Source organism: Myxococcus xanthus, assembly GCF_006402735.1.
Lineage (GTDB): Bacteria > Myxococcota > Myxococcia > Myxococcales > Myxococcaceae > Myxococcus > Myxococcus xanthus_A.
In genome coordinates this window covers 1,353,157-1,373,155 of record NZ_CP017174.1, presented here as the reverse complement: position 1 = coordinate 1,373,155, position 19,999 = coordinate 1,353,157, and the positions used below count along the sequence as shown (strand labels likewise).

General features: G+C 69.6%; 19 protein-coding genes. 12 read left to right on the top strand and 7 right to left on the bottom strand.

Annotated elements, in window-relative coordinates:
- The first annotated feature begins 31 nt into the window (after positions 1-31).
- On the top strand, positions 32-2,002 hold the full coding sequence (locus tag BHS09_RS05870; protein WP_140797405.1) for a rhomboid family intramembrane serine protease: 1,971 nt from the start codon (positions 32-34) through the stop codon (positions 2,000-2,002).
- A gap of 132 nt (positions 2,003-2,134) precedes the next feature.
- Here BHS09_RS05870 and BHS09_RS05865 read toward each other — a convergent pair whose 3' ends face one another.
- A complete protein-coding gene (locus BHS09_RS05865) occupies positions 2,135-2,503 on the bottom strand; it encodes a DUSAM domain-containing protein (protein ID WP_140797404.1) in 369 nt (122 codons plus the stop codon).
- Positions 2,504-2,507: 4 nt separating this feature from the next.
- Positions 2,508-2,795 carry a hypothetical protein gene (locus tag BHS09_RS05860; RefSeq protein ID WP_225909758.1) on the bottom strand — a complete coding sequence of 96 codons (288 nt, stop codon included), beginning with the start codon at positions 2,793-2,795 and terminating at the stop codon, positions 2,508-2,510.
- Between the two features lie 562 nt (positions 2,796-3,357).
- Between BHS09_RS05860 and BHS09_RS38520 the strand changes: the two genes are divergently transcribed.
- A complete protein-coding gene (locus BHS09_RS38520; RefSeq protein WP_161604851.1) occupies positions 3,358-3,510 on the top strand; it encodes a hypothetical protein in 153 nt (50 codons plus the stop codon).
- Here the strand turns inward: BHS09_RS38520 and BHS09_RS05855 are convergent.
- From BHS09_RS05855 to BHS09_RS05845, 3 genes are all read right to left on the bottom strand, one after another.
- On the bottom strand, positions 3,501-3,866 hold the full coding sequence (locus tag BHS09_RS05855; RefSeq protein WP_140797403.1) for a hypothetical protein: 366 nt from the start codon (positions 3,864-3,866) through the stop codon (positions 3,501-3,503). The two genes, BHS09_RS38520 and BHS09_RS05855, sit on opposite strands and share 10 nt — an antisense overlap.
- Positions 3,863-4,954: a fatty acid desaturase family protein gene (locus BHS09_RS05850; protein ID WP_237080204.1), complete on the bottom strand. Its 1,092-nt coding sequence runs from the start codon at positions 4,952-4,954 to the stop codon at positions 3,863-3,865. The genes BHS09_RS05855 and BHS09_RS05850 overlap by 4 nt, the downstream gene beginning before the upstream one ends.
- Positions 4,955-5,283: 329 nt before the next feature.
- Positions 5,284-6,441, bottom strand: a complete 1,158-nt coding sequence (locus tag BHS09_RS05845) for a site-2 protease family protein (RefSeq protein WP_140797402.1) — start codon at positions 6,439-6,441, stop codon at positions 5,284-5,286.
- Positions 6,442-6,653: 212 nt separating this feature from the next.
- Between BHS09_RS05845 and BHS09_RS05840 the strand changes: the two genes are divergently transcribed.
- From BHS09_RS05840 to BHS09_RS05815, 6 genes are all read left to right on the top strand, one after another.
- Positions 6,654-7,379 (top strand): Coq4 family protein, encoded by a 726-nt coding sequence (locus BHS09_RS05840; RefSeq protein WP_237080203.1) that lies wholly within the window; start codon positions 6,654-6,656, stop codon positions 7,377-7,379.
- 9 nt (positions 7,380-7,388) lie between these two features.
- Positions 7,389-8,951 carry an acyl-CoA carboxylase subunit beta gene (locus tag BHS09_RS05835; RefSeq protein ID WP_140797401.1) on the top strand — a complete coding sequence of 521 codons (1,563 nt, stop codon included), beginning with the start codon at positions 7,389-7,391 and terminating at the stop codon, positions 8,949-8,951.
- Positions 8,952-9,069: 118 nt separating this feature from the next.
- Complete coding sequence (locus tag BHS09_RS05830) at positions 9,070-9,684, top strand: hypothetical protein (protein WP_140788006.1); 615 nt, start codon at positions 9,070-9,072, stop codon at positions 9,682-9,684.
- Positions 9,685-9,722: 38 nt separating this feature from the next.
- Positions 9,723-11,240 (top strand): acetyl-CoA carboxylase biotin carboxylase subunit, encoded by a 1,518-nt coding sequence (accC, locus tag BHS09_RS05825; RefSeq protein ID WP_140797400.1) that lies wholly within the window; start codon positions 9,723-9,725, stop codon positions 11,238-11,240.
- Positions 11,241-11,262: 22 nt separating this feature from the next.
- Positions 11,263-11,772 (top strand): biotin/lipoyl-containing protein, encoded by a 510-nt coding sequence (locus BHS09_RS40085; RefSeq protein ID WP_140788002.1) that lies wholly within the window; start codon positions 11,263-11,265, stop codon positions 11,770-11,772.
- A gap of 4 nt (positions 11,773-11,776) precedes the next feature.
- Positions 11,777-12,292 carry a YfbM family protein gene (locus BHS09_RS05815; RefSeq protein WP_140797399.1) on the top strand — a complete coding sequence of 172 codons (516 nt, stop codon included), beginning with the start codon at positions 11,777-11,779 and terminating at the stop codon, positions 12,290-12,292.
- Between the two features lie 18 nt (positions 12,293-12,310).
- Here BHS09_RS05815 and BHS09_RS05810 read toward each other — a convergent pair whose 3' ends face one another.
- Positions 12,311-13,087, bottom strand: coding sequence for a TSUP family transporter (locus BHS09_RS05810; RefSeq protein ID WP_140787998.1), 777 nt, complete (start codon positions 13,085-13,087; stop codon positions 12,311-12,313).
- A gap of 135 nt (positions 13,088-13,222) precedes the next feature.
- Here BHS09_RS05810 and BHS09_RS05805 point away from each other — a divergent pair, with 135 nt between their 5' ends.
- From BHS09_RS05805 to yhbY, 3 genes are all read left to right on the top strand, one after another.
- Positions 13,223-14,035 carry a hypothetical protein gene (locus tag BHS09_RS05805; protein WP_140787996.1) on the top strand — a complete coding sequence of 271 codons (813 nt, stop codon included), beginning with the start codon at positions 13,223-13,225 and terminating at the stop codon, positions 14,033-14,035.
- A gap of 99 nt (positions 14,036-14,134) precedes the next feature.
- Positions 14,135-16,723, top strand: a complete 2,589-nt coding sequence (locus tag BHS09_RS05800; protein WP_140797398.1) for a DnaJ domain-containing protein — start codon at positions 14,135-14,137, stop codon at positions 16,721-16,723.
- A gap of 63 nt (positions 16,724-16,786) precedes the next feature.
- Entirely contained in the window at positions 16,787-17,077 is a 291-nt protein-coding gene (gene yhbY, locus BHS09_RS05795) for a ribosome assembly RNA-binding protein YhbY (protein ID WP_140787992.1), read from the top strand.
- Between the two features lie 52 nt (positions 17,078-17,129).
- Here the strand turns inward: yhbY and BHS09_RS05790 are convergent, their stop codons facing one another.
- Positions 17,130-18,440 carry a neutral/alkaline non-lysosomal ceramidase N-terminal domain-containing protein gene (locus BHS09_RS05790; RefSeq protein WP_140787989.1) on the bottom strand — a complete coding sequence of 437 codons (1,311 nt, stop codon included), beginning with the start codon at positions 18,438-18,440 and terminating at the stop codon, positions 17,130-17,132.
- Positions 18,441-18,584: 144 nt separating this feature from the next.
- On the opposite strand from BHS09_RS05790, the gene purF reads away from it, so the two are divergent.
- On the top strand, positions 18,585-19,973 hold the full coding sequence (purF, locus tag BHS09_RS05785; RefSeq protein WP_237080202.1) for an amidophosphoribosyltransferase: 1,389 nt from the start codon (positions 18,585-18,587) through the stop codon (positions 19,971-19,973).
- Positions 19,974-19,999: the final 26 nt, after the last annotated feature.

Genomic DNA, 19,999 nt, shown 5'->3' with positions numbered 1-19,999 from the left:
TCCCTCAACACGCGAGGGGGGAAACCACGCCATGATGCTGTTCCTGCCCCTGGGGGTGGACAACACCGAGCTGGAGCGTCTGCCTCGGGTGTCCATCACCATCGCGGCCATCTGTGTCGTGGCCTTCTTCATCTCCTGGGTCGTGCCGTCCGCCCCCATGGGCGTGGGTGAGAACGAGCTGCGCTCCCTGCTGGAGCAGTCGCTCGAGCACCCAGACCTGGAGTTCCCTCCCGCGTGTGCGGAGCGGTTGCTGTCCGATTCGGGCCGAAGGCTGGTGCGCAACATGCGCCAACGCGCCGCGGAATCCGACGGAGCGGAGAGCGTGACGAACCGGCAGCAGGGACTGAATGAGCGCTGCGAGGAGCTCATCGCCCAGCACGATTCGAGCCTGCTCTCGCGCTTCTCCCTGGTGCCCGCGCGGGGATTCGTTCAGCCCGGCTGGCTCACGTACATGTTCCTCCACTTGGGGTGGATGCACCTGCTGGGAAACCTGCTGTTCTTCTACGTGGCCAGCCTGCTGCTCGAGGATGCCTGGGGCCGGCCGCTGTTCGCGGGCTTCTACGTCGTGGGCGGGCTGGTGGCGGGCGTGGCCCACTATGCAATCGACCCCTCGTCGGAGTCGGTGATGGTGGGTGCCTCCGGTGCCGTGGCCGCATGCATGGGCGCCTTCTGTCTGCGCTTCGCCCAGCGACGGGTCCGCATCGGCTACTTCGTCTGGCTGCTGAAAATCTTCCGAGGCACCTTCCCCGTTCCCGGTTGGGTCTGGGGCGGCCTGTGGTTCGGCAACGAGGTGCTGAACTACTACCTCCTGGGCAACAACACGGGCGTCGCGGTGATGGCCCACATCGGCGGTTTCGCCTTCGGCTTCGCCGGCGCGTCGCTGCTGCGCGTCACGCGGTTGGAGGAGCGGGTGGTGGCGCCCGCGCTCGCCGCGAAGCAGGGTGGCTGGGTGGCCGACCCGCGGCTGGCGGAGGCCCAGGCGGCGCTCGACCAGGGAGACCGCACGGCCGCGCGGGCGGGCTTCCAGCGCTTGCTGAAGACGCAGCCGGACCACACCGACGCGTTGCTGGCGTTGGGCCGCATGGAGCTGGAGGACGGCGAGACGCAGGCCGGCACGGCGCGGGTGGAGCGGGCGCTCCATACGCTCGCGGGTCGCTCCTCCACGGACGCGCTGTGGTTCGCGATGGAGCCATTGGTCTCGCTGCTGCCCATCGACGCGCTGCGGCCCGCCTCCGCGTGGAAGCTGGCGCGGGCGCTGGACACGGAAGACGCGCCACCGGCCTCGTTGGAGACGACGGAAGCCCTGTACAGCGTGGCGGGCGGGGGCGCGGGCATCATCGCGGTGCGAGCACTCATCCGCGCCACGGAGCTGCGGATGGCGCACTACAAGGACCTCGAGCGGGCAGCGGGCTACCTCGCGCGCGCCAAGCCGCTGCTGACGGGAGAAGCCGCGACGGCGGGTGACCGGGTCCGGGAGCTGGACGCCGAAATCACGCGGGTGCTGAAAGAGAACGCATGGAAGAAGCGGGACGCTGCGCCAACACCCACCGTGGACGCACCACCCGCGCCGCCGCGCGTCTTCCCCTGCCGCATCGTGAGCATGACGGACATGGCCCTCACCGTGGAGGCCGCCAATGGTCAACGCCGGACGATGGCCATGACGGAGGTGCTGGCGATTGCCGTGGGAATGCTGCCCGTCGCCGGGCCACCGGGGACGCCTCCGCGACAAACCATGCTCACCGACCTGGTGCTCTCCTGGGGGAGCGCCAACGAGGGACCGCGGGTGCTGCGGGTGAACGTCGCGGGGCTCGCGCTGAACCACTTCTATCCGGGGGTGGCGCCGCGTGAGGCCTATGCGCGATTCCTGGCGGACATGCTGGAGCGCACCAACGCCAACGCGCTTCCGGATGCCTCGTCGCTGAAGCAGGGGCAATACCCGCGATTCAATAGCGAGGCGGAGTTGAGCCAGCACTACTACGGCGTGAGCACTGCGGCGGCCTGAGCGCGGCCGAGGCATCGGAGGGTCCCCACCCACGACTCCTTGTTACCTGGCGTGTCGAAGCCAGGCATGACGCCCGTGAAGAATCAGCCCCTTCATCGCCGCTGGGAACCTGTCCGAATGTGACAGGGCAACTCACTCCATGTCGTCCAGGGCCAACTCGGCCTGCTCGCGATAGAGGGGCACCTGCTCCACCGCGAGCACGTCTTCCAGGAGCGCGCGCGCGCCAGCGGCGTCGCCCGCGTCCCGAAGCCGGCGGGCCCCTGTCAGCGCGCGCATGAGACGTTGCGAGCCATCACGAATGCGGCGGCGAGTCTCGTGAAGAAGCGCTGTCGCCGTGGCGACGCCCGCGACGGCGGCATGTGCATCCTCTTCGGGAATGCCCACCTCCCGTGCCGAACGAAGGAGCAAGGCGCGCACTTCGGACGTCAGCGACAGCGGCTCACCGGCCTCCACGCGACGCGCCAGTTCACGCACCGGGTCCCAATCAATCGACTCGGCCATGGACTCACTCGCCTCCCTTGCGACGGCGGCACTTGTCCACGGGCCATTCGTGTTGCCCTTCGCAATACCGGAAGCAGTCGTAACAAGAGCCTGACCAGGCCTGCTCCTGACACTGGGCATAGGCGTCGATGCACACCTGCTTCCACCCGGGGATGGCTTCTTCGCTGGCCTCGGACGCGGACTCGACGGCCTTCATCGGAACCAGGTACTTGCTCGCCTCCGAGGCCGTCAGCCCGCAGCGCTCAGGCGTGGCCGGGTGCATCTTCACGCAGCAGCTCACCGTCGAATCCATGGGGCCGCACTGCGCCTGGGCCAAGTACACGGGCTGACGGGCCGCAGTGGAATGAGCGCTCCCGCCACACCCCAGCGCCGAGAGAACAATGGCTGCCAGTGGGCCCCACATCGCACAGCAATGCAAGGATGGCTCGTTTTCCATGAATAGCAGCTTACACGCGCCTCATTCATGGACAACCCTCCATTCACGCCGCCAACCTCCGGGCTCGCTCACGGCAATCCTCCGAACCCGCCGCTATCGAGGGCACATCGCCGTGGCGCGAGCCCGCGATGGCACCGGGCGGCGGCCTCGTCTGAAAGTGTCCAGGATGCCGCCCTGCGCATCCCATATGCAACGCACCAGGTAGGCAACACAAGCAGAGACTCACCGTGCCGGGTTACCGTTCCCTGGCGCATCCCGAGTGTTGGGATGCCGCCATGGCCCTCACGCTCGCCCGCCCTGCGCGCACATTCTCTCCGGGCTGCGTGCTCAAGATGGGAGCCAGACCCGCTGGGGCTTCGCCGAGAAGGACGCGACCTGCGCGGCACCGGCCGACGATCGCGTGGCGGCCCACGCAGGAGTGGACGCGCACACGCGCGCGCGGTTCAGCCAGACGTTCGATGACAGCGCCGCCGACGGCGGCATCCGCCACAGCCAGCGCATCGTCGGCGAGTCGTTGCTTTCGAGCGGGAGTGGCCCGCCTTCTTCTTTGGCGTCGCGGGCCTACCAGTAGCGGCGGGGAGGCGCCGCGGGCACAGGAGGCGCGGGCAGGGGCTCGAGCATGCCGCACTTCAACAACCGCTCGACGGCGTCCTTGACCGCCTTCGCGGAGGTGGCGCAGTCCTCAAGGTTGCGTGCCGCCTCGGAGACGGTGCGCCCGCCCGATTCGAACTCCACCAGATAGAGCCCGTCATCCGCGGCAAGCCCGAGGGATGCGCCCCACTTGGCCCGAGCCGCGTCGAATTGGGCGCGGCCGCTGCCGGACCTGGCCGCCTCAATCACGGCGGAATAGGAGGCCACGGCCTCCGTGCCCTTGGCCGAGAGCCGGAACTTCTGTGCCCGCCCGTACCGAACCTTCTCGTCACTCATACCGCCCCCTCGATGGCTGGCTGCCCCATCCGTTTGAGCCAACGCACATGGCTCTTCAACGCCGCACCGACGCTCTCGTTCGCCCGGTAGCGAATGCCGTGCTCCCGGCAGGTGTCCTCGACAATGCGCGAAAGCGCCGGGTAGTGCAGGTGACACACCCGAGGGAAGAGATGGTGCTCCACCTGGAAGTTCAGCCCTCCCAGGTACCAGCTCACCAGCGAATTGCCTCGTGCGAAGTCCACTGTCGACGCGACCTGATGCGTGGCCCAGTCACGGGAGAAGGGACGGTTGGCTTCCGGCGGCAGGGAGAAGTCCGCCTCCTCCACGCAGTGCGCCAGCTGGAACACGGTGGCCAGCGTCAGCCCGAGCACGAACGAGGCGAGCGCGTAACACAGCGCGACCTGCCAGAGCGGGCGGAAGAACAACGGCAGCGCGATGGCCCAGCCATAGAACAGCAGCTTCCCGCCCAGGGCCCCGGCCAGCTTCAGCCCGCCGGGGCGCGGCATCTGCTGCCGTCCCACGCGTCCGGTGACCAGGTCCTTGAAGTCATCGATGAAGTGCCACTTCATGGGAAGCAGCGCGTAGAGCCCCCAGATGTAGGCATGCTGGAAGCGATGCGCCGTGTGCAGCCGCTGGCCAGGAGCCAGCCGGCACAGCGGCTGGATATCGATGTCCTCATCGAGCCCGACCACGTTCGTGTGGCTGTGATGGAAGATGTTGTGCTTCCAGCTCCACACATAGGACGAGCCACCGATGACATCGAGCGTCCACCCGAGAATCCGGTTGATGCCCCGATGCACCGAGTAGCTTCCGTGGTTGGCGTCGTGCTGGACGCTGAACCCCACGCCCGCGATGGCCAGCCCCAGGGACACGCACCCGGCGACCGCCCCCCACGGGCCTGAGGCTCCCAAGAGGAGCCAGAGATAAGAGGCCGCGAACCAGCCCAGGATGACCACCGTCTTCGCGTACATGCGCGGGAGGTCACGAGGCGAGCGCCCGCTCGCCCCCAGATAAACCTCCACCCGCGCCCGGAGGTCCTGGAGGAAGGGCCCCGACTCGAGAAACTTCGCCTTCGTTGCTTGCGACAACGTCCACCCGCTCTCACGCCGCCAGGGTCACCGCCGGAAAACCTGGAGTCGCGCTGGGAGGATCCCGCCGCGGCCATCGCCTGCCTGGTGCCGAAGGTCCATGTAACACATCGCCGGAGTGGACTGTTCCGGCGGTGCTGGGCCTCCTCCAGATTCAATCGCCACGGCAGGGACGCGCGCCTGGCATCGAGGTGCGCTCGCGGACACCGCCGGAGCCGCTGTCGGCCAAACGACACCGCGCACCGCGCCCCCGCGGGAGGCGTCCGACGCGCTCGCCCCGGCGGCGGAGGAGGCCACCGAGCCAGCACCTCAACCCCACATGAGTCCCGTCACGCCGGCCGCTCCTGCCGCCACCGCCGCTCCTGCTGACCACTGCGCTCCTCGCGCGCCTGATACAGCTCCATACCGCGCTGCACGTCGTTCACGTCGAGCGTCCCCGCCAGCGCCCCATCCGCCTCCACCACGACGAGCTGGGGCCTCTCCTCCTCGGCCATGCGCCGCAGCGCCGTCCACCCATCCTCATCCAGCCGCACCACCACGGCGGGCACCATCACCTCGCGCGCGGTGCGCGTCATGCGCTCCGAATCTGGCACGCCCCTCACCGTCTCCAGCGACACCTGCCCCACCGGCCTTCCGCCCTCCGTCACCGGCAGCAGCAACAGCCGTTCACGCCGCAAGTCCCACAGCGCCTGCTCCAGCGACGCCCCCGCGTCCACGCCCACCCGGCGCGGCGTCATCAAGTCGGCCACCGGCACACGCTCCAGCGTCGTCTTCATCCGCACCTGCTGCGCCTCCCCCTGCGCGCCCATGAAGATGAAGAACGCGATGACGGCCAGGAACGGGTTGAACGACAGCACCGCCCATACGCCGAACAGCATCGCGAACCCGCGTCCCAGCCAGGACGCCACCTGCGTCGCGCGCACCATCCCCAGCCGTCCCGCCAGCGACGCGCGGACGATGCGCCCGCCATCCATGGGGAACGCGGGCAGCAGGTTGAACACGCCCAGGAACAGGTTCAGGCTGGCCATGTAGAAGAACGCGAACTGGACGTTGAACGAGCGCGCCTCCTGGAGCAGCCACGTCGCGCCGCCGAGCAGCACCGCCAGCAGGATGCTCGTCAGCGGCCCCACCGCGGCCATCAGCGCTTCGTCCCGGGGACGCGGCGGCGCCTCCGTCAACTCCGACACACCGCCCACCATCATCAACGTAATCGAGCGCACCGTCCCGCCACGGCGCAGCGCGTACACGGTGTGCGCCAGTTCGTGAATGAACACGGACGCGAACAAGCCCAACGCCACCACCAGCCCCCACAGCGCAGGCGAGCCGCCGAGTCGCTCCGGGGGGACTTCGGCCACCTCCGCCGCGCGCCGGAAGGCGCCGCCGAACAGAAACGCAAGCAGCGGAAGGACAAGCAACAGTGAGAAGTGGACGCGGACGGGAATGCCGCGGAACGAGCCGATTTGAAAGGAACCTCGCGCGGCACGCATGGCGACCCTCCTATGGCTTCAACCTCCGTCCCCTCCACCCGGCGCGCACGGACCTGGAAGCGGCCCGGCCGACTGCCCGCCCCCTGAGTGTCCGCTCCTCGGCCTTCGGGATGTCCACCCGCGAGCACGGCCGCGGCCACCCCGCCCCGCCCTTGCGCCTCCCACATACGCTGGACGGGTCGGCCCCAGCGTCCCCCCGCCTTGGAGGCACCATGTGGAATCCTGTCGCGTATGCGTGGACGGCATGGCGGATGGCACGGGCCCTCCGCGACCCGGAGAAACTCCAGGACGTCCTGGGTCTGGCCCCGGTGCTCGCGCCCCCCGTGGCGATGCGGCGGCTGGTGGAGCGGCTGATGCGCCACGCCTCCGCGGCCCAGTCCTTCATCGAACGCCCGCGCGTGGGCCTGCTCCACCTGGCCGCGCTGCGCGCCCTGCCCGAGCACACCCTGGGACGTGCCTTCGTCGACCACCTGGAGGCGAACCAGGTGAACCCTGACGCACTGCCCTATCTGGAGGCGCGGACCGACGAGGAGTACGTGCGCGCGCACCTGCTCGAATCCCATGACGTCTGGCACGTCCTCACCGGCTTTCCGACGAGCGTGGCGGGCGAGCTGGGCATCCAGGCCTTCAGCCTGGCCCAGGTGGGCAGCCCCTTCGCGCTGGGCATCCTCGCGGGCGGCCTGACGAACACCCTCTTCTATGCGTTCTCCCAGCGCGAGGAGCGCATGCGCGCCATCGTCCGGGGCTGGCTGCTGGGACAACGGGCCCGGCTGCTCTTCGGGGCACCCTGGCGACAGATGTGGGAGGCGCCATTGGTGGAGGTCCGCCAGCGCTACGGCCTGGACCTGGCGGCGGTGGATGCAGTGCTTGACGACCCCAGGCGTTCCGCCATGGACGCCAGGAATCCAGGCAGCGCGTCCCCGCCCCAATCATGCTAGACGCGCCCCATGGACCAGACTCCCGAGAAGGACCCCCTCCGCGCGCGTCTCGAGAAGATGGAGAAGCAGGCTGAGCTGGGTGGCGGTGCCGACCGCATCGCCAAGCAGCACGAAGCCGGCAAGCTCACGGCCCGCGAGCGCATCGACCTGCTCCTCGACCCCGGCTCCTTCTGCGAGCTGGACAAGTTCGTCACCCATCGCTCGAGCGAGTTCGGCATGGGCGACAAGAAGATTCCCGGCGACGGCGTCGTCACCGGCTACGGCACCGTGGAAGGCCGCAAGGTCTTCGTCTTCGCCCAGGACTTCACCGTCTTCGGCGGCTCGCTGTCGGGCGCCTACGCGCAGAAGATCTGCAAGATCATGGACCTGGCCACCCGCGTGGGTGCGCCCGTCATCGGCCTGAACGACTCGGGCGGCGCGCGCATCCAGGAAGGCGTGGAGAGCCTGGCTGGCTACGCGGACATCTTCGTGCGCAACACCCTGGCCTCCGGCGTAGTGCCCCAGATTTCGCTCATCATGGGTCCGTGCGCGGGCGGCGCGGTGTACTCGCCGGCCATCACCGACTTCATCATGATGGTGAAGGACACCTCGTACATGTTCATCACCGGCCCGGACGTCATCAAGACGGTGACGCACGAGGAGGTGTCGAAGGAAGCGCTGGGCGGCGCCGTCACGCACAACCAGAAGTCCGGCGTGGCCCACTTCGCGGCGGAGAACGAGCAGGCCGCCATCGTGATGACGCGCGAGCTGCTCTCCTTCCTGCCCTCCAACAACCAGGAAGAGGCGCCCGTCCAGCCGTGCGAGGACGACGCGTTCCGGGCCGAGGAGTCGCTCAAGACGATTGTCCCGAGCAACCCCAACAAGCCCTACGACATCAAGGAAGTCATCAAGGCCATCGTCGACGACAAGCACTTCTTCGAGGTGCAGGAGCACTTCGCGAAGAACATCGTCATCGGCTTCGCGCGCATGAACGGGCGCAGCGTGGGCGTCGTCGCCAACCAGCCCGCGGTGCTCGCCGGCGTGCTGGACATCGACGCCAGCATCAAGGCCGCGCGCTTCGTGCGCTTCTGCGACTGCTTCAACATCCCGCTCGTCACGCTGGTGGACGTGCCCGGCTTCCTCCCCGGCACCGACCAGGAGTGGGGCGGCATCATCACCCACGGCGCCAAGCTGCTGTACGCCTACGCCGAGGCCACCGTCCCCAAGGTCACCGTCATCACCCGCAAGGCCTACGGCGGCGCCTATGACGTCATGGCGTCCAAGCACATCCGCGCGGACATGAACTTCGCCTGGCCCACCGCCGAAATCGCCGTCATGGGCCCCGAGGGCGCGGTCAACATCATCTTCCGCAACGAGCTGCTCAATGCCCCGGACGCCGCCGCCGAGCGGGCCCGGCTGACGGCGGACTACCGCGAGAAGTTCGCCACCCCGTTCAAGGCGGCCGAGCTGGGCTACATCGACGAAATCATCCGTCCGGAGGAGACGCGCGCGAAGCTCATCCGCGCCCTGGAGCTGCTGAAGGACAAGCGCCAGGAGAACCTCCCCCGCAAGCACGGCAACATCCCGCTCTAGGTTTCTTCCAGCCCTCGCCTGCCCGCCCTCTGTCGCCAGCAGGGCAGGCAGGCGCGCGCGAAGGGGGAAATTTGGGGGTGACGAACGGGCTTACAGGGGCCAGGAAAGGAATCTCATTTTGTCCCACCGTCGCCTCATCCTCTTTCTCTCCGACGTCGAAGGAAACCTCACCGCCCTGCGGCAGACGCTCAAGCGTGTCTGCGAGGCGGTGGACCTGGCCACGCCCGAGGTGAAGTGGGTGGAGCCTCCGCCAGAGGGGCTGGCCGATGCCGGCTGGCACGCCGTCGAGCTGGAGCTCCCGCCCGCCCCTGGCCGCAAGGCGCGCAAGTCCGAGCAGCCCTTCCTGGAAGAGCAGCTCGACGCCATGAGTCAGGCGCTGGCGCAGGACTTCCGGGACCGGGCGCTGGGCCTCTTCGTGGACCGCGAGCACAGCTACGCGCGCTCGTGCATCAGCGGCCCGGGGCGCCCGTCCAAGGCCGTGGAAGGTGAGGTTCTGGACGTCATCCGGCAGGCGGCGCGCTGGCTGGACGTGGAGACGGGCATGCTGGCCCGCCTCTTCGGCGGCGGCAACGCGGCACGCAACCTGTTGGCTGCCGCGGTCGACTTCGGCAACGAACCTGGACGGTCGGGTCCGCCGTCTCCGCCGGAGCCGGACGAGGACGACCGCTTCGTGGAGGCCAAGCTGACACAGGCTCGCGCTTACATGGAGCAGTACCTCAACACCCGGAAGTAGAGGCGGCAAACAGGGTCGCCCCGTGCTAGACGGGCCCCATGCCCAAGATCCGCAAAGTGCTCGTCGCCAATCGCGGCGAGATCGCCATCCGGGTGATGCGCACGTGCAAGGAACTCGGCATCGCCACGGTGGCGGTGTACTCGGAGGCGGACCGCTCCGCCCTGCATGTGCGCACGGCTGACCAGGCCATCTTCGTGGGGCCCCCGCCTTCGCGTGAGAGCTACCTGGTGCAGCAGCGCATCCTCGACGCCGCGAAGCAGGCCGGCGCGGATGCCATCCACCCCGGCTACGGCTTCCTCTCCGAGAACGCCGCCTTCGTCCGCGCGTGTGACGCCGCAGGCCTGACCTTCATCGGCCCGCCCGCCTCCGCCATGGACTCCATGGGCGAGAAGACGCGCGCCCGCGCGAACATGATCAAAGCGGGCGTGCCCGTGGTGCCCGGCACCACCGAGCCCGTCGCCTCCGTCGAAGAAGCGCGCGCCTACGTGGAGAAGATTGGCTTCCCCGTCATGCTCAAGGCCGCGGGCGGCGGCGGTGGCAAGGGCATGCGCAAGGTGGAGCGCATGGAGGACTTCGAGTCCTCGTGGCGCGCCGCCAAGAGCGAGGCCCTCAACGCCTTCGGCAACGACGCCGTCTACATCGAGAAGTACCTGGAGAAGCCACACCACGTGGAGATCCAGGTCTTCGCGGACCAGTACGGCAACACCATCCACCTGAACGAGCGCGAGTGCTCGGCGCAGCGCCGGCACCAGAAGGTGGTGGAGGAGACGCCCAGCCCCATCCTCACGCCGGAGCTGCGCGCGAAGATGGGCGAGGTCGCGGTGAAGGCGGCCAAGGCCGTCAACTACGTGGGCGCCGGGACGGTGGAGTTCCTGGTGGACGTGCACCGCAACTTCTACTTCCTGGAGATGAACACCCGCCTCCAGGTGGAGCACCCGGTGACGGAGTGGGTGACGGGCCTGGACCTGGTGGCCATGCAGATCAAGGCCGCCGAGGGCGAGAAGCTCGGCCTCACCGAGGCCCCCACGCCGCGCGGTCACTCGATTGAAGTCCGCGTGTACGCGGAGGACCCGAGCCGCAACTTCATGCCCAGCCCGGGCAAGATTACGTATCTGCGCGTGCCCGGTGGACCGAACGTGCGTGACGATTCGGGCGTGTTCCCCGGGTACACGGTGCCCAACGTCTACGACCCGATGATTTCCAAGCTGTCCGTGTGGGCCCCCACGCGGCGCGAGGCCATCGCGCGCACGCAGCGCGCGCTGTCCGAGTACGTGGTGAAGGGCATCACGACCAACATCCGCTACCTGAAGGCCATCCTGGCGCACCCCGAGTTCATCGAGGGCGACTACGACACCAGCTTCCTCACCCGCCAGCACGATGCACTGTTGGGCGCGGAGGACCCGAAGCTGAGCGAGATGGCGCTGCTGGCCAGCGTGGTGCACACGTACCAGAAGGACCAGAAGCGCGCGAAGACCCTGCCCAGCGCCAGTGGCGGCCAGGGCGGTGGCAACGGCGGCGTCTCCCCCTGGAAGCAGGCGCTGCGCGCGCGCCGCTAACCCCCAGCTCGGAAGGACTTCCATGCGTTACTTCACGAAGCAGCAGGGCCAGAAGGAAGCGGTTCCGGTGGACCTGGAGCCCCTGGGGAACGACCAGTTCAAAATCACCGTGGGCGCCACCACGTACCAGGTGGACGCGCTGGCGCTGGAGCACGGCACGCTGTCCATGCTGGTGGACGGCCAGTCGTACAACGTCGAGTTCGAGGAGAACGGCGACGAGATTGGCGTGCTCCTGCGCGGCCAGGTGAACCGCATCGACGTGGCGGATGAACGCCGGCTCCGGCTGCGCGCGGCCAACGCGGCCTTCTCCGTCGAAGGCAAGCAGCTGGTCACCGCGCCCATGCCGGGCAAGGTGGTGAAGGTGCTGGTGAAGGTGGGCGACGAGGTGAAGGAGGGCCAGGGCCTCGTGGTGGTGGAAGCCATGAAGATGGAGAACGAGCTCAAGAGCCCGAAGGCGGGCAAGGTGACGGAGCTGTTCGCCAAGGAAGGCACCGCCGTGGAGAACAACGCCAAGCTGGTGGTGGTGGAATAGCTCCATGGAGATGCTCTGCACCCTGCGCAGCGCCACCGAGGCCCAACGCGTTGCCCTGCTCCAGGCCCCCGAACGGCTGGAGGACTTCGTCGACGATGACGAGGACTTCGGTGACCCGAAGGGCTCGGCGTTCCTGGAGTTGGACATCGGCGAGGCGTGGCATGGCCTCCAGTACCTGCTGACCGGAACGCCGTGGGAAGGCAGCGCGCCGCTGGACTTCCTGGTGCGTGGCGGCGAGGACGTGGGCGACATCCCTTCCGAGGAAGGCACCGCGCGCGTCTTCACGCCGGCCCAGGTGCAGGCCCTGGCCACGGCGCTGCAGCAGGTGACGGGGAAGACGCTGCGCGCGCGCTACGACGCGTCCGCCATGCAGGCCCAGGACATCTACCCCGGGACATGGGATGAGCCCGAGGCCGAGGTCGATCCACTGGAGGAGCTGCTCTCCTACTTCGAGGAGCTCCAGAAGTTCATGGCCGCCGTGGCGAAGCGCCGTGAGGCGCTGCTGGTGCACATCGGCTGACGGCGGGGTGACGGCCTCTCAGGCGGTCACCACGTCGTGCCCCAGCTTGAGCACCAGGGCCAGCACCACGCCCAGCACCACCTTGCGCACCAGTTTGTCGCCGCCCTTCACGGCCAGGTGCGCGCCCAGGTAGGCGCCCGCGAACTGGGCGCCGGCCATGGGCAGCGCCACCTTCCACAGCACCACGCCCTTGAAGGCGAACAACGCGACGGAGGCGAGGTTGGAGGCGAAGTTCACCACCTTCGCATCCGCGGACGCGCGCGCCAGGCCATGTCCCAGCAGGGACGAGAAGGCCACGATGAGGAACGTCCCCGTCCCCGGTCCGAAGAAGCCGTCGTAGGTGCCGATGACCAACGCGATGAGCGCGCCAATGGCCCGTGCGCGCGCGGGCGGCCCGGGCTCCGGCGTGTCCCCCGGACGCGGTGACTTGCGGAAGGCGAGGAACACCGCCACCGCGATGAGCAGCACCAGCACCAGTGGCTTGAGCACTTCCGGCTTCACCAGCAGCACCAGCGCCGCGCCCCCGAAGGCCCCACCGAGGCCGAAGGGGAACGTCACCCGCGCCAGGTTCCCATCCACCAGCCCCGCGCGGGAGAAGCGCACCAGCGCGGCGAACGAGCCGAAGACGGACTGCCCCTTGTTGGTGCCCAGCGCCACGTGGGGCGGAAGGCCCGCGGCCAGCAGCGCGGGAAGGGAGATGAGCCCACCGCCCCCCGCGATGGCATCCACCATGCCGGCAATCAGCGCGGCGACGCACAGCAGGATGAGGTGCAGCGCACTGACGTCCACGTCCACCGGGGTGAACCTCCTCGCAGGCGGCGCCTGGGTACCATGGGCCCGGCCCGCCGCCCATGACCGCCCGCTTCTTGCGTCACCGCGCACCTTGGGCGTCAATGCCGGGACGACTCCGCTCCCCCCGCCGAGGTCCCCGTGCTCGCTTCCTTCCTCACCGTACTGGCGCTCACCCTGGGCTCGGTTCCGCTTCCGCAGGACCCGTCCAAGCCGACGTGCCGCACCATCGACGGCAAGGTGTCCTGCGGCTATGGGTGCAAGTCGGACGGACAGCGGGTGCGGTGCGCGCAGACACCGCAGGGCCACTGCCAGGTGATTGACGGGCAGGCGGTCTGCTTCGACCCGCCGGCCTACGTGCAGAAGGCCTATGGCGCGGCGCTGCCGAAGCCGGAGTGTCAGAGCATCGATGGGGTGGTGGCGTGTGGCTACAACTGCGCCACGCAGCCCGGCCGGGTGAAGTGCGCACAGTCCCCCGCGGGCGTCTGCCGGGGCCGGGGTGGCGAGGTGGAGTGCTTCGACCCGCCCGCCGTGGTGTTCGCCGTGTACGGCAAGGACACGCCCACCGCCCAGTGCAACAGCAACGCCATGGAACTGACGTGTGGCTACGGCTGCATCAGCGCCTCGGAGGGGGTGCGCTGTGCCCGGACGCCCGCGGGCGTCTGCAAGCTGGCCGGCGGCAACATCACCTGCTTCGACCCGTCCCCCGCCGCCCTGTGCGCCTGGAAGCGCGAACTGCCCGCGCCGCAGTGCAAGAACACCGAGGCGGGCCCGGTGTGTGGGTACAACTGCACCAACGCCTTCTCGAAGGCGGCCTGTGCGGCCACCCCGGACGGGCTGTGCAAGGTCTTCGACAGCGAGGTGTACTGCTTTGACCCGCCCGCTGAACAGAAGGCGGACGCGGCGTGCCTGGCAGCGCTCGGGCTGGCGGCACTGGATGGCGCGGCGCCCTGAGTCGAAGTAAGGGGCTCGCGCTCCGGCGCTCTGCTTTGATGCGACGGAGGACAGCGGTAGGGTTCGCTTTTCTCGCAGGACGAAGGAGCAAGGCCGCGCATGGCGGAGGGTGAGGTCCGGCAGTACTGGGTCCGCAACGACAGGGGCACCATGTGGGGGCCCCTCACCCTGCCGACCATTGAACTGCTCATCGAAAGCGGCTCCATCCAGGGCCGGCTCCAGATGTCCGAGGACGGGCTCAACTTCGCCTTTCCCTGGCGCTTCCCGGAAGCGCGCGAGGTCGTTCCCCGCGAACTGTGGGGCCCGGGCGCACCGCCCGTCTCCGCCTCGGAACAGGCCGCACCGGGCGCTCCCGTGGGCGTGGCCCCCAGAGCGCCCGTCATGGCGGGCCCAGGTGTCCGGTCCGCGGCAGGCCCCGGTGTCGTGCCGAGCGCGGGCCCAGGTGCGCCCATCGCGGGCCCAGGTGTCCGCCCAGCCGCGGGTCCTGGCGCGGCTCCCATCGCGGGTCCCGGTGTCCGGCCCGCGGCGGGCCCTGGGGCGGCCCCCATGGCGGGTCCTGGTGCTCGGGCCACTGTGGACCCCGCGCGGCGTCCCGTGGCGCCCACCCAGCAGGCCCGTCCTCCTGGAGCGGTGCCACCGCCGCCCGTGGCGGGAGCCGCGCGTCCGCCGAGCGCGCCCCCCGCGAGCCCGGCCCCGGCGTCCGCCCCCGTGGCGGTGCCCGCGGTGGAGGGCGATGACGCAGCACCGGAGATTCCGGCCCTCGGCCAGTTCGAGCAGCTCTCCCCCATCCGCCTCTATGGCCGCATCGCCGGGCGGGAGCAGACGGGGCTGCTGTCACTGACGCTGGCGGACCGCGTCGTCCAGATTCACTTCCGCAAGGGCAACCCGGAGTTCGTCGACTCGTCCCATCCCGAAGAAGCGCTCGGGCCGTCACTGGTCGCGGCGCGGCTGCTCACGCCCGAGCAGCTTCAGCAGGCCGAGCTCGCGCTGGAGCGCTTTGGCGGAGACCTGCTCACGGCGCTCTTCGGTCTGGGGCTGCTCCAACCGGCCACCGCCTTCGCCATCCTGGCGCAGCGCGCGGGCGGCATTCTCTCCAGGGGCCTGCGGGCTGAGACCGGGACGTTCACCTTCGAGCTGAAGGACCTGCCCTCGCACAAGGCGATGCCGCTGGGCCACCGCTGGGCCGTGCTGAGCGACACGGTGCGCCGGATTTCCTCCGCGGACCTCAAGCGCCGGCTGGCCCCGGTGCTCCAGCTTCCCATCATGAAGTCGGGTGGCGTCGTGGCCGCGAGCGAGCTGCGCCTCACGCCGCATGAGGTCCGCGCGCTCACGGTCATCGACGGCGTGCGCTCGGTCGCGCAGTTGCTGGCGGACTTCGCGCAGGACTCGGACCACCTGCTGCGGCTCGCGTTCCTGCTCAAGGAGCTGGACTCGGTGTCGTTCGCCGGACTGGCCAGGACGGCGCAGGATGTGGGCCCACAGGCCACGGGGGCCCCGCACGCCGCAGGTGCGCAGCGTCCCGTCGGAGCCGGACCGAATGTCGCGGGAGGTCCGCAGCCCCCGGGGGCCGCACACGCGAATGCCTCCGCGCAACAGCGTCCCGCTGGAGCCGCTCCGAACGTCGCGGGAGGTCCGCAGCCCGCCGGGGTGGCGCACGCCACCGGCGCCGTGCCCCAACGCCCCGTGGCAGGAGCAACGCCCGCGGCAGGTCCAGGTGCCCCGCGCCCCGCGGGCACGGTCCCAACCGCCGGCCCCGGTGCCACCGCCGCGCCCCCACCCGTCGCCGGCCCCGGTGCCACCGCCGCGCGCCCGCCCATCGCCGGCCCCGGTGCCACCGCCCCACGCCCGGTGGGCACGGCCCCAGCCGCCGGCCCCGGCGCCACCGCCGCGCGTCCCCCGGTCGCCGGGCCCGGCGCCCAGCCCCGTCCGCCGCCGTCCCTGTCCGCACAGGGCGCGCAGCGTCCAGCCGCTCCCGCCGCCGCGGCGACGCCCGCGAATGCACCGGGTGCTGAAGAGATTCCCGCCCTGCGCCAGCTCACGATGGCGATGAAGCAGCAGAACCACTTCCAGCGGCTCGGGCTGACGGAGCAGACGAACGCCAGCGCGGTGAAGATCGCGTACTTCCGCCTGGCCAAGCTCTACCACCCGGACACGCTCCCGCAGGGGGCGCCGCCGGAGCTGGAGAAACTGAAGGCGGAGGTCTTCGCGTATATCGGCGACGCCTACCGCACCCTCTCCGACGACAACAGCCGCGCCAGCTACATCGAGGAACTCAAGAGCGGCGGCAGCGGAGACGGGGTGGACATCAACGGCATCCTCATGGCGGAGGAGCTGTTCCAGAAGTCCTGCATCCTGGTGAAGGCGCGCAAGTTCCCGGACGCCGTGAAGATGCTGGACGAGGCCATCAAGCTGAACCCGGAGGAAGCGGAGTTCTACGCGTGGCGTGGCTACGCGCGCTTCTTCACGGCGGCGGACAAGAAGGCCGCCCAGCCCGAAGCCTTCCGGGAAATCCTGAACGCCATCAAACGCAACGAGCGCTGCGCCCCCGCGCACTACTTCCTGGGCGTCATCGCCAAGCTGAGTGGCGACACCCAGGGCTCGCTCAAGCACTTCAAGCGCACCGTGGAGCTTCAGCCGGACCACATCGACGCGCAGCGAGAGATCCGCATGGCGTCGCAGAAGAAGTAGGGTGCGCCCCCCGACGGTGGGGCCCAGGAGGCTCCACCCGAAACCACGAAGGAGAGAAGGAACGTGCCGCTCACTGGGAAGCAACGCCGCCATCTGCGCGCGCTAGGACACCACCTGGAGCCGGTGGTCATCGTCGGTCAGGCCGGCGTCACCGAGGGTGTCATCGCCGCCATCGAGCAGGCGCTGCAGGACCACGAGCTCATCAAGGTGAAAATCAACGAGGGCCCGGAGACGCGCCAGGAAGCCGCGGCGCGCATCGCCGAGGGCGCCCAGGCGGAGCTCGCGCAGCTGCTGGGCCGCACCGCGCTCCTGTTCAAGAAGCGCAAGAAGGACTCCAAGTTCGAGAAGTTCTAGCCAGCCTCGAGCCGGCCGCGCCGCGGAAAGTCCTCCGCGGCGCCCGGCCGCCTCAAGGCGTGAAGCCCGCCGCCCCGGCCACGAACTCCGCCGCCACGCTCAGCCGCTCCAGCAGCGCGGGCCCGAAGTACTGGCGCCTGGACTCCCCCAGTCCCCCCTGCACGTTCGCCGCTGTCTCCACGTAGCCCACGTAACCATCCGCCAGGCCCAACACGCCCGTGGCACCGGTCCGCCGCAGCAACTCCACGCCCGCGGCCACGCTGGGCTCACCCGGCACCGCCACCAGCTTCAGCGGCCCCAGCATCAGCGCGCCCACCTCCGCCAGACGCGGCGCGGATTCACACAGCAGGTTGTCCCCCGCCGCCCGCGTCAGCGCCGGCACCAGCCGCGAAGCGTCCGGACGTGGCATGGCCGCATCGGCGCGCGCCAGGGACAGCCGCACTGTCTCCCCCACGGGTGACAAGGGCGCATCGCCGGCCAGCTCCGCCAGGGCATGCGCGAAGCCCGACACCCGCTCCAGCCCCTGCCCTTCCGAGTACGCCACCGTCGCATTGCCCCCCGCGCCCTGCAGCAACAGCGTCACGCCGCTGCCCGCCTCCTCGCGCAGCGCGCTGAGCCGGCCGGGGTAGTCAGGGTCGACGTAGGCGCGGCGACGCGGCACCATCGTCGGGTGCGCGGCGAAGAGCAGCAGCTCCGCCACCGGTCCCTCCTGCCCCCGGAACACCGCGCGCGTCAGGACGCCATCCGGCTTCTCGCCACCGCTGCGGGAGATGACGAACTTCTGCTGCCGCGCCTCGCCGACCTCCAGCGACACCGGGGCGAGCGACGCGGCCGCCTGGGCCAGTGCGTCACCCGCCGCCGTGGTGATGGCATCCACCACGTCTTCCCGGTAGCGCCCGGTGCCGGACAGCTGGGCCACCCACCGCGAGTCATACCCGCCCAACGACGAATGCGTGTGCGTGGCCAGGACCAGCACATCCTCCAGCCCCGAGGCCCGCGCGCGCTCACGCACCCGCGTGGCCAGCACGTCCGGAACGAGGAGCAGGTCCAACGACACCAGCCCCACCTGTGTCCCTCCTGCCTCCAGCACCACCGCGCGCGCGTAGAGCGGCACGTCGGCCTGGTCCGCCTCGGGCCGTGGCGGCGTATAACCGGCCACCACCACTGGGAAAGGCGGCGCGAGCGCCACCTTCGCCGCGCCCGCGCGCAGCGGCCCTTCGCCATGAACCTGTGACACAAGGACTGGCGCGCGCTCGGCCCAACTGCCACACCAGTTCCAGGACGCCAGCGAATACGCGGCCCCCACGGTAAGCAACACCAGGGGAAACAGGGAACGCCAGCGGGCCAGTCGCGAGGATGCCATGCGCGAGCCAGACTACCCCCAGGGCCTGGACTTTGGGACGCCTGACTGCCCACATGAAACGACTCTGGCGTCGGGTGGAATACCCACCAGAGAGGCATGCGTTCCTGTTCCGCTCACCGCTTGAAAGGAGTAAGGCAGCGCGCCATGTGCGGCATCTTCGGAATCGTGGGGCACGCTGAGGCCTCCAACCTGACGTACCTGGGACTGCACGCCCTCCAGCACCGGGGGCAGGAGTCCGCGGGCATTGTCGCCTCTGACGGGATGGGGCTTCGCGCTCACCGGCAGATGGGACTCGTTGCCGACATCTTCGATGCGCCGGTGCTCGCCGACCTGCCTGGGCAGGCGGCCATCGGCCATGTGCGCTACTCCACCGCTGGAGGCAGCGCCCTCAAGAACGCCCAGCCGCTCTTCGTGCAGTACGCGGGCGGGCAGTGCGCCATCGCGCACAACGGCAACCTGGTGAACGCGGCCGAGCTGAAGCAGCAGCTCGAGGCCGACGGCGCCATCTTCCAGTCCGACGCGGACACGGAAGTCATCCTGCACCTGCTGGCGCGCTCCAAGCAGGCGACCTTCGAGCAGAAGCTCGTGGAGGCGCTGCGCAAGGTGACGGGCGCCTACAGCCTCCTGGTGCTCACGGAGAACAAGCTCGTCGCGGTGCGGGACCCGCACGGCATCCGGCCGCTGGTGCTGGGACGGATGAAGGAAGGCGCCTACGTGCTGGCCAGCGAGTCGACCGCGCTGGACCTCATCGAGGCGGAAATCGTGCGCGAGCTGGAGCCGGGCGAGCTGCTCGTCATCGAGAACGGGCTGATGCGCACCAGCAAGCCCTTCGCGGAGCCGCCGCGTCAGGCGCGCTGCATCTTCGAGCACGTGTACTTCGCGCGGCCGGACTCCACGCTGTTCGGCAGCAACGTGTACGAAGTGCGCAAGGAAATGGGCCGTCAGCTCGCGAAGGAGCAGCCCGCGCCCTCCGCGGACCTGGTCATCGCGGTGCCGGACTCGGGCGTGCCGGCGGCCATCGGCTTCGCGCAGGCCAGCGGCATCCCCTACGACGTGGGCCTCATCCGCAGCCACTACGTGGGCCGCACCTTCATCGAGCCGCAGCAGTCCATCCGCCACTTCGGCGTGAAGCTGAAGCTGTCCGCGGTGCGGCAGGTGCTCAAGGGCAAGCGCGTGGTGGTGGTGGACGACTCCATCGTCCGCGGCACCACGAGCCGCAAAATCGTGAAGATGATCAAGGCGGCGGGCGCGGTGGAGGTGCACCTGCGCATCTCCTCGCCGCCCACGAAGTGGCCCTGCTACTACGGCATCGACACGCCGAGCCGTCAGGAGCTCATCGCCGCGACGCACAGCCTGGAGGAGATTGCCACGTACGTGACGGCGGACTCGCTCGGCTACATCTCCCAGGAAGGCCTGGGCCGCGCGGTGGGCGACCCGGAGCGCAGCACCTTCTGCACCGCCTGCTTCTCCGGCAAGTACCTCATCGGCGACTTCGGCGAGGAACGCGCCGAGCCCAGCAAGCTCACCGCCTGACGTCACCACCGGCTTCACGCCCCTGG